An 11,716-nucleotide genomic window follows, 5' to 3' on the forward strand; every position below is an offset into this window, starting at 1 on the left:
GGTCCTGGGGATCAGGCAATCGGGCCGTCTGGGAGCCTGGTCGGGGGGACTTCCCCTCCATCGGGAATGGTAGGTCCAGGCGAGCCGGGTCTCGAGAGCCGGCCAGGGCGGGGGCTCGCCCGATCTGCGGAACGCGAAAGGGTGGCAGGGGCATCCTCGCCCGGTCGTTGCCCCTTCAAGTGCCGTCCGGGGATTGCCGCGACGCACGACCGTCCGGGCCGATGAACAGGGAGACGAGCGCGGTCACGTCGATCGGCTTGATCAGGTGGTGATCGAACCCGGCGTCGTCGGCGCGGGCCACGTCTTCCCGCTGGCCATAGCCGGTGACGGCGACCAGCAAGGGGCGACCCAGTCCGGGTTGGTCGCGGAGCCGACGGGCCAGCTCGTAGCCGTCGATCCCCGGCAGACCGATGTCGCTGATCACGACCTGCGGGCGGAAGTCCGGGGCGATCCCGAGTGCCGAGGCGCCGTCATGGGCCACCCGGACCTCGTACCCATAATGGCGGAGGACGCGCGCCAGCAACGCGGCCCCGTCCCGATTGTCCTCGACCAGGAGCACCCGCAGGCCATCCGTCCCGCCGCCCCGCCGCGACCCATCCTCGCCCCAAGGGAGGTCATCACGCGGGCCGGTCATGGCGGGCAGCCGCACGACGATCTCCGTCCCCCGACCGGGTCCGTCGCTGTGCGCTTCCACCATCCCGCCGTGCAGCTCGACCAGGCGCCGGACGATCGTCAGGCCGATCCCCAGGCCGCCCTGCGTGCGGTCGAGCGACTGATCGGCCTGGGCGAAGAGGTCGAAGACCCGGGGCAGGACCGCGGGGTCGATGCCCACCCCGTCGTCGAGGACGCGGATGACCGCATCCGGCGGCTGGTGCTCCAACGTCAGGCGGACCTCCCCCCCCGGATCGGTGTACTTCGCCGCGTTGGAGAGCAGATTCGAGACCACCTGCTCGATCCGTGTCGCGTCGGCCTCGACCGTCACCGGGCCCGGCGGCAGGTCCATGCGGAACGCGTGCCTCCGCGCCTCCAGCGCGGTCGAGGCCATCCGGGCGGCGTCCCGGGCGACCTCGACGAGGTCGACGCGCCGCAGCCTCAGCTCGATCGTCCCCCGGGTGATCCGAGAGACGTCCAGCAGGTCGTCCAGCAGTCGGGCCATGTGCCGCACCTGGCGGTCGAGCACGTCTCGGACCTCGACCAGGTCCGGGTCGTCGAGGTCGAGCATCCCGAGCAGGCCGACGGCCCCCCGGATCGGCGCCAGGGGGTTGCGCAGCTCGTGGGCGAGCATCGCCAGGAACTCGTCCTTGCGGCGGTCCGCCTCGTCGCGCTGCCGGAGCAGGTCGCGGACCTGGAACTGCCGCCGCCGCGCCCGCAGGCCCGATCGGACGACCGTGACCAGCGCCTCGATGTTGAGCGGGCGGGCCAGCACCGAGACGTTCCCGAGGGACTCGACGGCCCCCTCCATCAAGCCCGACCGGCCGCCGGGCCGGGTGACGACGACGACCGGCAGGTCGGACCAGGTCGGCTGCCGGGAGAGCCGGCCCGCGATCGCGGCGGCGTCCGGCCCCGAGAGCCGCTCCTCGGCCACGATGAGGACCTGGGCCGATTCCATCTCCCGGCAGAGCTCCTCGGCGGTGGAGGCGACCGCGCAATCGATCCCCGCCTCGGTCAGGATCCGACAGGTGAGCGTGCCATCACGGCCGACGGCCAGGACTCGGACCGGGGCGGGGGCGTCGCCGGGTGTTCGCGCCGCCGACGCCGATGAGGGCTCACTCATCGCCCCCTCCGTCGAGCTGCTGGACGCCGGGGCCGAGCTTGCCGGAGCTGCCGGCATAGGTCGGCTGGCCGGTGAGCACCCCGCGGAACCCCTCCAGCGGCTCGCCGATGTGGATCCCCGGCGGGGCGATCGTCAGCTCTCGGATCAGGATCTCGTGCGGCCCCATCCGCCGCTTCACCGCCGAGATCGACCGCCGCACGCCGCCGAAGGCCTCGAAGTAGCGCAGCATCACCGCGGCGTCGGCCAGGTAGCTGACGTCCACCGCCCCGTGCAGGTTGTCGCCGACGATGCCGTGCTCATTGGCCGTGAGGATCGTCAGCGTGTTGCGGTAGCTCAGGTAGGTCAGCAGCTCGTGCAGGTGCATGCTCAGGAACCGCTCGTCGGGCATGCCGTTGAGGTAGCCGCTGAGGCTGTCGATGACCACCAGCTGCGTCTCGTCCTGCTCGACGGCCCGCCGGACGAGGTGGGCGAACTCGCCGGGCGTGAACTCGGCCGGGTCCACTTGCTTCAGCACGGCCTGGCCGCCCTTGACGTACTGGTAAAGGCCCATGCCCAGGCCCTCGCTGCGCGCGACGAACGCCCGCGAAGACTCGTCGAACAGGAAGAACGCCACCCGCTCGCCGCGACGCAGGGCCGCCAGCGCGAACTGGCCGGCCAGCGTGCTCTTGCCCACCCCGGCCGGCCCCATCGCCAGCAGGCTCGTCCCCCGGTTCAGCCCGCCGCCGAGCAGCGCGTCCAGCTCGGGCACGCCGCTGGAGATGACCTCGTTGGTGAATTCGTCGAAGTGCTCCGAGGCGACCAGCCTCGGGTAGACGCGGAGGCCGCCGGTCTCGATCGAGACGTCGTGGAACCCGTCGCGGAAGCGGACGCCGCGCAGCTTGTGCACGTTGATCCGCCGCCGCTTCCTCCCGTAGTCGGGCACCGACTGGTGCAGCGAGATCACCCCCTGCACCACCCCCTCGGCCGAGTTGTCGTCGGAGGTCAGGGCGCCCCTCGGCAGCTCCTGGACCAGAAGGACCGTGCAGCCCCGGCCGGCGAAGAACTCCCGCAGCGAAAGCACCTGCCGGCGGTACCGCAGCGGGTCCTGGGCCAGCAGGCGGACGTCGGAGAACGGGTCGAAGACCACCCGCGACGGCTTGAGCCGCTCGACGACCGTCATGACGGCCTTCGTCACGTCGTCCAGCTCGATGTCGCCGGGCGAGAAGAAGGTGTACTGGGCGTCGGCCCTGAGGCTGGCGTCGCTCAGGGCGAGGTTGCAGATCTCGATGCCGTCGAGGTCCCAGCCGTGCGAGCGGGCGGTCGTCCGCAACTGGTCCTCGGTCTCGGAGAGGGTGCACCAGAGCGTCCTCTCGCCCTGGCGGCGTCCGGCCAGGAGGAACTGCAGGGCCAGGGTCGTCTTGCCGGCCCCCGAATCCCCCTCGATGATGTACAGCTGGTGGGGCAAGAGCCCGCCGCCGAGGATGTGGTCGAGGCCGGCGATGCCGGTCGGCACGCGGTCGTCGAGGGCCCCCTCCGGGGGCGGCTGGGTCGTCATCGCGGTCGTTCGTCCTTCGCCTGTCCGCGGCTGCTCGCCGGCGAGGGCGACGGACCCGCCCGGTCGCCGGCACCTGGCTTGCATCCCATCCGTCCCGGGACGTCCCACCGCGGGCCATTCCCGTCGCAGACGAACCCCGGGTGGGGCCGTAACGCTACCAGCAACCACCGTTCCACAAAGTGTGAATCATGCGCCAGGATCGGCAATTCGTCGCCTACTTCCGGGTCGACGGCGTTGGCCTCGCCGAGCAGGTCCGCTGCGTCGAGGAGCATGCCCAGGCCTCGGGAGGAGTCATCGCCCGCCGCTTCCGCGACGACGAATCGGGCGGCGTGGAGGACCGGCCCGAGCTCCGCAAGGCCCTGGCCTACGCCCGGTCCCGGGGCTGTGAGCTGATCGTGGCCACGCTCTGGGGCCTGTCGCGTGACGTGGCCTTCCTCCGGGCCTTGCACGAGTCGGGGGCCGAATTCCTCGCCTGCGACTTCCCCCAGGCCAACCGGCGGACGATCGACGTGCTCACGGCGCTGGCCGAATACGAGGCCAGGGCCGCCTCGGCCCGGACGCGGGCGGGCCTGGCGGCCTACAAGGCCGGCGGTGGGAAGCTGGGCGCCGCTCGGACCGGCGGTGCCACGTTGACCGTCGAGGCCCGCGCCCGGGGAGTGGATCGGGCGAGCGCGGCCCGGCGTGTGCAGGCCGACTCGGCGTACCGCGAAATCGGGCCGATGGCGGCGGAGTTGCGGGGGGCCGGCTTCACGCTCCAGCAGATCGCCGACCGGCTCAACGAGGCCGGCTACCTCACCCGTCGGGGCCGGCCCTGGAACGCGATGCAGGTCTCGCGGGTCCTGAGACGCGACCTCGGATCCCGGGGGGGGGTGTAGGGCAGAACGGCGACGCCGCGCAGATGGACGGCTGGCGACCGGCTCACCGGGGCGCACCAGAAGGCGCACCGCATCGCGCACCAGCCCTCGCTCCTTCCCCGCTTTGCCCCCGCCCCAACCTCATCGGCTCGCCCTCCAGGCGACGAAACAAAGCCATTTTCATGGCCCCCCGATTGCCGGAACGAATCGGGTCGAGATTCCGCAATTGTCTCTTCGTTCGAGGTTTGCGTCGATCCTACGTCGGGAACCGGGGCGCACCCGGAGGCGCGCCGATCCCAGGACCGCCGCCTTCCCTTCGTCCGGCCAGTCCCGGCCGCAGCCTCCAATCCCGACGAAACGAACCCACATCCCCGCCCCATTCGACCCCCGAAACGAATCTCGCTTCCGGCTTCTCCTCCTCGAATACGCCTAACCTCTCCGGCAGGCCGAGTCTCACGCCCAAGGGTGTCTCTCCCCTGCCCGGCCGCTCCCCTTCTCGCCGTCTTACACGGTGTAAGACGGTGAGGGTGGGGCGCCGACGACCGCCCCCATTCGCGTCAATCGGCGACGGCCCGGAGCGAGGCCGGTGGCGACCGCTCCCCTCGACGTCTTACACGGTGTAAGCCGCCAGGATCACCCCGCCCCCGGCCTCGCGATCTTGCACGGTGTAAACAGCCGTCTTGGCCCCCCCCGATTCGCTGAACTTGGCACCCGGAAACGCCGATCGCTTGAAGCGGGGAATTGGTCGCGTCGCCGGGCCGAGTGTCTCGGTGGAGAACCAAAGGGCGACCGACCAGAAGGACGAGGAGGTTGGCCATGCCCGCGGCGACGATCTGTTTCCTGAACCAGAAAGGGGGGGTCGGCAAGACCTCCTCCGTCTACCACCTCGGCGGCACCCTGGCCAGGGACGGCGCCCGGGTGCTCTGCCTCGACATGGACCCGCAGGCGAGCCTGACCCAGGGGTTCTTCGGCCCCGACGCCATGAGGGCCCGCCCCGCCCACGAGACGATCGCCGGCCTCTTCGGCGACGGCATCATCCCGGCCGCCGAAGACCTGATCGTGCCGACCGCCTTCGACCGCCTGGCCATCGTCCCCGGATCGGTCCACCTGACCCGCCACAATATCCCCGAGCCCTGGGACGCCCCCGACGACCAGCAGCGCGCCCTGGCCGAGTTCGTGGCCGAGGCCGCCGACCGGTTCGACTGGATCCTCATCGACTGCCCCCCCAATCTCCACCTCTGCGCCTGGGCCTCGCTCGCGGCCTCCGACCACATCGTCGTCCCGCTCCAGGCCGAGGACTTCGGCTCGCAAGGGGTGGCTGCCATCCTCGACTGCATCGACGCCATGCGCACCGAGGTCAACCCGGCCCTCAACCTCCTCGGCTTCCTCATCACCATGTTCAGCTCCCGGACGGCCATCCACCGGGCCTACGAGTCGATGCTCCGAGAGCTGTACGGCTCCGACGTCCTGGAGACGACCATCCCCCACGCCATCGACTTCAAGGAAGCGATCGCCCAGCGCAAGCCGGTCCCGTACAGCAAGCCCCGCGGCGCCTCGGCGAAGGCCCTCAAGGCCCTGGCCGAGGAGCTGAAGCTCCGCATGTCTTACACCGTGCAAAACGCCGATCCGGGCGAGGCCCGAGGAGAGGCGGCATGAGCAAGCGAGACGAGTTGCTCAACCGGTTCGGGTCGAACCTCGCCGAGTCAATGGGGGCCGGTCGGCAATCGGGGCAGGGGGCCGCTCCTGCCTCTGATCGCCCGGCAGGGCCGAACCCGCATCAGGGGACCAACCGCCTCCGGACGGCCGTCGAGATCGAGGTCGACCGGATCGAGCCCGACCCCGACCAGCCCCGCCAGGAGTTCGACCCCGACGCCATCGCCCGCCTGGCCGCCAGCATCGAATCCCACGGCCAACTCCAGCCGATCGCCGTCCGCTGGGTTCCCGACCGGGGGCGTTACGTCGTCGTCGCCGGCGAGCGCCGCTGGCGGGCCATCAAGCACGCCGGCCGGGCCAAGGTGGCCGCCGTCATCCTCGAAGGGGACCGCTCCCCGGAGCAGATCCTCGAACTGCAGCTCATCGAGAATTGCATCCGGGAGGACCTGAAGCCGGTCGAGCAGGCCCGGGCCTTCAAGACCTTGATGGACGCCAACGCCTGGACCGCCTCCCGGCTGGCCGAGGCCCTGAACCTGACCGGCGCCTCGGTCTCCCGGGCACTGGCCCTGCTGGACCTGCCGACCGCCGTGCAGGCCTCGGTCGACGACGGCCGACTCGCCCCGTCGGTCGCCTACGAGATCAGCAAGGTCGACGACCCGACCGAGCAGGAAGACCTAGCCGCCGAGGTCGTCTCCGCCAAACTCAATCGCGCCGAGACGGCCGAGGTCGTCCGCCGCCGCAAAAGCGAAGGGCAGGGGGGCCGCCGCCCCGGCAAGGCCAAGGCCAAACCTCGGAAGGTCACGACCCGGACCTACCGGACCTCGACCGGCTACAAGGTCACGGTCGAGCACCGCAAGGGGACCGACCCCGATTCCATCCTCGACGCCCTCAAGGAGATCATCACCCAGATCGAAACATCCGTGAGCACGAATGCCGAAGCCGCCTGACCGGTCAACCACCCCTCCGATCCGGAGCCGACCGGATCGGAGGGGAATGCCTCACGGGGCCTCATCTCGCCAGACGATCTCCCCCGACTCGACCCCCCAATCGGGGCCGAAGAAGCCGGCGCCTTCGACCGCCTCCAGCCCTTCGGCCAGGACCTCGGGACCGATCACCGTGAGGTCGGGATAGGCCACCCCCGAGACGAACACCGGCAGCCGATCGCTCAGCCGGAGGCCCTCGATCCCCGACCCTGAGACCGCCCCCACGCTCGCCCGCTCGCTCCCCGGCCGCGGCCGGATGAATAGGCAGGCCAGGTCGTCCCGCTCACGATCGACCGCACCGACCCGCAACCGCCCCCGCTCGACGGCGACCGGGCCATCCCCGAGCAGGCCCGACCAGGCGGCATTCGAGTCAGCATGGCCGTAGAGCACGACGTTCCGATCCGGATCGGCGGCCGGGTCGAAGGCCGTGTCCGGGATCACGTCGATCGACCCGTTCCCGCGATAGCCGAACGTCTCGGCATCGTACCGGGCCCGGGCCAGTGCCCAGGCGTTCTCCTCCTCCGAGCCGACCGTCCCATAGACCAACACCACCCGATGACGGAACGCATCCTTGAACGCCCCATACCGATGCGGACCCTTCGATGCCCCATCCGGCTCCGGGACGACGCCCCAGCCGCCCGAATCCCCCGATCGGGCCAGCCAGACCGCGGGCGCGTCGTCCGGACAGGGGGCCTCGATCGCCTCGCCGTCCAGCTCGAAGGCCACCGGCTCGCCCGATTCCAGGTGCCCGAGGTCGATGCTGAGCCGGGAGACGTTGCGGGTGGTCCCTTTGAACGAGCGGGCCTCGGGATCGTGGTCGATCGTCACCCGGCTCAAGGCGAAGGCCTGGTCTTGCAGCTCGATCGTCACCCAGTCGCACCGGCTCGAAACCCCCGGGCTGGCCGTGGTGAAGTCGACCCGACGCACGGCCGATCGCTCGGGGTTGCTCCGCCCCCGGAGGAAGTCGAACAGGGGGGGCCAGTCGACGCACTCGTTCCCCCACCAGTGGCCGGCCCCGGGCCGTTCGTAATAGACGAAATCGGGGTGGAACCGGCCCAGCTCGGCCCGCATCGTCCGCGCCTGCGAGACCGGCACGTTGTCATCCTCATCGCCGTGCAGGACGTAGACGCCGTTGCGTCCCAGGTTCTCGACCAGGCCGACCGTGTCGCTCGGCGAGGCGGCCCGGGTCAGGACCTCGGCCGGGCCGTCGGGCACATCACGCCGCGACGCACCGGCATACGACCACATGCTCACCCAGCCCGCGCTCGGGGCGATGGCCGCCCAGCGGTCCGGGAAGGTGACGCCCAGGTGCCACGTCCCGTGGCCTCCCATCGAGTGCCCCGTCAGGTACGTTCGACTCGGATCGGTGCCGAGCGACGCCTGGGCGTGTTCGAGGACCTCCAGGGCGTCGAGCCGTCCCCAGTCCTCCCAGTCGAAGCCGTAGGGGCGGCGGTTGGTGGGGGCCACCAGATGCCCCCAAACTTTCGGGGCGTAGGCGTTGGCCTGGCCGATCGCCTCGACCGAGGCCCCATGCAAGGAGAGGAACAGGGCAGGGGCTTGATCGGCGTCGGCCTCGCCCGGCGTCATCGGCTGGAGACCGTAGTACTGCACGCTGCCGTCGATTCCACTGATGAACGTTTGCTTTCGGCTCTGCTCGGGAGTCCTGACCCCAAGATCGAACCGCGTCTCATCGAGCACCCGGTGAGAATCGCCCGACCGTTCGACCAGACGGACGACGAGGGGAATCGTTTCGACCCCCGAGGCGACCGGCTCGGCCGATTGCACGGCAAACCCGACCTTGCGGACACTCAAGGGGAGCAGGGGAGGGACCGGGGTGATTTCCCGAGGCGAGTCCTCTGCGTCCCCAAGGCTCGCCTCGATCGTGAGATCGGCGGCCGGTGTGGTCGCGGCGTTCCGCACCAGGACCGCCGCGAGGGACTCGACCGGCTTCCCTGCGACCAGGTCCGGGAGAGTCGGATCGCTCGCATCAAGCTGCAAAGGCTTCTCCGGTTCGACGAGCCGGGCCCGCAAGCGTCCGCGGCCGACCGAGAAGAGCAGGGGGGTTCGCCCTGCCTTCAAGGCCACCGGCAGGCGAAGCCAGCCGTAGGAGTAGGGGTCGCCCGTCCGGGGGATCCCATCGACATAGACCATCGAATGCCCGGCGGCCTCGAGGATCATCACGCGGTCGCTCTCCGACTCCACCTCGACCGCGACGTACGCCCCCCGGAGCGACCGGCCCTGGAACCAGCCGTCCTCATTGGCCGAGACGCTTTGCCAGGCTCGCGACCGATCGCCGGGAAGCATGACCTCGTCGCCGGCCTGGGGCATCGACCAGTCGCCGGAAACGACCCGGGCCTCGACCGGATCGACATGGACGGGGGACCGGCCCCCGCTGCCGATCCCGGGGAGGGCCAGGGCCTCCCGGATCTCGATCAGCGCCGGGTCGTCTGCCCCCGCCACCGTCGCCGACAGGGCGGTCAGCAGGGCCACGAGGATCGCCGGCCGATGCGGCCCGCTGGGTGGGGTTCGATTCACGAGAAGGCTCCTCTTGATCCGTCGTCGTCCGGTGTTGCTGGCCGCGAAACCCTCGGCCGGCCGGGGCCGATTATCCCCGACGGAACGCCTCAGGGGAACCATCCCTCCGCCTCGCCGGGGCCGATCCGGTCGGAGACGGCCGGGCGGTCCCGTCCTCATTCCGGCGTGAATGGCCTGGAATCGGATCGAGGGATCGGCTGCAATGGTTCCGACGTCCATGAGCAGGGCGAGCGGCATGGATCCCCTCCCGTCGGGTCGAAGGTCCCGGCCGAGGGCGTTCCGCCACCATGCCCGAGCCCGCATGATTCACCCAAGGAGCCTCATCCGATGACTTATCCGGCCCGCGTCGCGATGGTCGCGTCGCTGTTGCTGATTGCAGTCCAAGGCGCTCTCGCCTCCGACCCGGTCGATTCCTCGAAGCCGACGCTTCGATCGGGGATCGACCTCTCGAACACCGATCCGGCGATCCGACCGCAGGACGACCTGTTCCGCCATGTGAACGGCAAGTGGCTGCTCGAGGCGGAGATCCCCGCCGATCGCTCGGCCGACGGGGCCTTCTACGCCCTCCGCGACGAGGCCGAGGAAGACCTGAAGGCCCTGATCGAGCGTGCGGCCGAGACTGGCGGCGAGCCCGGCTCGGAGACGCAAAAGGTCGGCGACCTGTTCGCCAGCTTCATGGATGAAGACCGCGTCGAGGAACTCGGCCTGGAGCCGATCCGCGACGAGCTGGCGAAGGTGGACGCGATCGAATCGAAGGACGAATTCCTCCAGACCCTGGCCGAGCTGGAGCGGGTGGGGGTCGATGGCCTGTTCGGCGGCTACGTCGATACCGATGCCCGGCAGTCCGACGCCTACATCCTCAACCTGTACCAGGGGGGGATCGGCCTGCCGGACGAGTCGTACTACCGCGACGAGAAGTTCGCGCCGATCCGGGAGGCGTACCTCGATCACATCGCTCGCATGTTCACGCTGGCCGATGTCGCCGATGCGGAGCAGAAGGCCCAGCAGGTGATGGATCTGGAGACCCAACTGGCGTCGCACCACTGGGACCGCGTCCGGAGCCGGGACGCGACCCTCACCTACAACAAGAAGGACCGCGAGGCCCTGGCCGAACTGACCCCGGGCTTCGACTGGCCCCGCTACTTCGATGCCTACGGCGCGGGCGGGATCGAGCAGGTCATCATCGCCCAGCCGAGCTACTTCGAGGCGATGGATGAGGTCCTGGACGGGATCCCTCTCGACCAGTGGAAGACCTGGCTGACCTGGAACGTCCTGCACGCCTATGCCCCGTACCTGAACGAGGCGATGGTTGCCGAGAATTTCGACTTCTTCGGCAAGACCCTGACCGGGGCCGAGGAGAACCGCCCGCGGTGGAAGCGCGGGGTCCAGGTCGTCGAAGGGTCGCTCGGCGAGGCCGTCGGCAAGCTGTTCGTCGAGGAACACTTCCCGCCCCGGGCCAAGGAACGGATGGAAGAACTGGTCGCCAACCTGATCGAGGCCTATCGCCAGGGGATCAACGGCCTCGACTGGATGGGGGAGGAGACCAAGGCGAAGGCCCTGGAGAAGCTGGAGACCTTCAACCCGAAGATCGGTTATCCCGACACCTGGCGTGATTACTCGGCGTTGGAGATCGCTCCCGACGACCTCGTCGGCAACATCCAGCGCGCGACCGCCTTCGAGGTCGATCGGAACCTGAAGAAGCTCGGCCAGGAGGTCGACCGGGGCGAGTGGTTCATGACTCCGCAGACGGTCAATGCCTATTACAACCCGGGCATGAACGAGATCGTCTTCCCGGCGGCGATCCTGCGTCCCCCCTTCTTCGACATGGAGGCCGACGACGCCGCCAATTACGGGGCGATCGGCGCAGTGATCGGCCACGAGATCGGCCACGGGTTCGATGACCAGGGGTCGAAATATGATGGCCTGGGCAACCTGAACGACTGGTGGACCGACTCCGACCGCGAGGAGTTCGACGCCCGAGCCGGCAAGCTCATCGAGCAGTACAACGGCTTCGAGCCGGACCAGCTCCCCGGGCAGACGGTCAACGGCGCCCTGACGATCGGCGAGAACATCGGCGACCTCGGCGGCCTGACCATCGCGCACCGGGCCTACCGGATCTCGCTCGACGGCGAGGAGCCGCCGGTCATCGACGGACTGACCGGCGATCAACGTTTCTTCATGGGATGGGCCCAGGTCTGGCGGACCAAATACCGCGACGCCGAGCTGACCCGCCGGCTGGCCACCGACCCCCACTCCCCGGCCGAGTTCCGCTGCAACGGCGTGATCCGCAACATGCCCGAGTTCTACGACGCATTCGGCGTGAAGGAGGGGGATGACCTGTATCTCCCGCCCGAAGAACGTGTCAAGATCTGGTGATGCGCTC

General features: G+C 69.8%; 7 protein-coding genes. 4 read left to right on the top strand and 3 right to left on the bottom strand.

Features of this window, described 5'->3' with window-relative positions:
• Positions 1-175: 175 nt before the first annotated feature.
• Together AB1L88_RS22835 and AB1L88_RS22840 are read right to left on the bottom strand one after the other, a co-directional pair.
• Positions 176-1,774, bottom strand: a complete 1,599-nt coding sequence (locus AB1L88_RS22835; protein WP_367099007.1) for an ATP-binding protein — start codon at positions 1,772-1,774, stop codon at positions 176-178.
• A complete protein-coding gene (locus AB1L88_RS22840; RefSeq protein ID WP_367099008.1) occupies positions 1,767-3,308 on the bottom strand; it encodes an ATPase domain-containing protein in 1,542 nt (513 codons plus the stop codon). Before AB1L88_RS22840 ends, AB1L88_RS22835 begins: the two co-directional genes overlap by 8 nt.
• Before the next feature lie 188 nt (positions 3,309-3,496).
• Here AB1L88_RS22840 and AB1L88_RS22845 point away from each other — a divergent pair, with 188 nt between their 5' ends.
• The 3 genes from AB1L88_RS22845 (at position 3,497) to AB1L88_RS22855 (ending at position 6,762) form a co-directional block, all read left to right on the top strand.
• On the top strand, positions 3,497-4,183 hold the full coding sequence (locus AB1L88_RS22845) for a recombinase family protein (protein ID WP_367099009.1): 687 nt from the start codon (positions 3,497-3,499) through the stop codon (positions 4,181-4,183).
• A gap of 795 nt (positions 4,184-4,978) precedes the next feature.
• Positions 4,979-5,818 (top strand): ParA family protein, encoded by an 840-nt coding sequence (locus AB1L88_RS22850; RefSeq protein ID WP_367099010.1) that lies wholly within the window; start codon positions 4,979-4,981, stop codon positions 5,816-5,818.
• Positions 5,815-6,762: a ParB/RepB/Spo0J family partition protein gene (locus AB1L88_RS22855; RefSeq protein ID WP_367099011.1), complete on the top strand. Its 948-nt coding sequence runs from the start codon at positions 5,815-5,817 to the stop codon at positions 6,760-6,762. Before AB1L88_RS22850 ends, AB1L88_RS22855 begins: the two co-directional genes overlap by 4 nt.
• Positions 6,763-6,813: 51 nt before the next feature.
• Here AB1L88_RS22855 and AB1L88_RS22860 read toward each other — a convergent pair whose 3' ends face one another.
• Positions 6,814-9,333 (bottom strand): prolyl oligopeptidase family serine peptidase, encoded by a 2,520-nt coding sequence (locus tag AB1L88_RS22860; protein ID WP_367099012.1) that lies wholly within the window; start codon positions 9,331-9,333, stop codon positions 6,814-6,816.
• Positions 9,334-9,660: 327 nt separating this feature from the next.
• Between AB1L88_RS22860 and AB1L88_RS22865 the strand changes: the two genes are divergently transcribed.
• Entirely contained in the window at positions 9,661-11,709 is a 2,049-nt protein-coding gene (locus AB1L88_RS22865) for a M13 family metallopeptidase (protein ID WP_367099013.1), read from the top strand.
• Positions 11,710-11,716: the final 7 nt, after the last annotated feature.

Source organism: Tautonia sp. JC769, assembly GCF_040717455.1.
In the GTDB taxonomy this organism is placed as follows: Bacteria; Planctomycetota; Planctomycetia; order Isosphaerales; family Isosphaeraceae; genus Tautonia.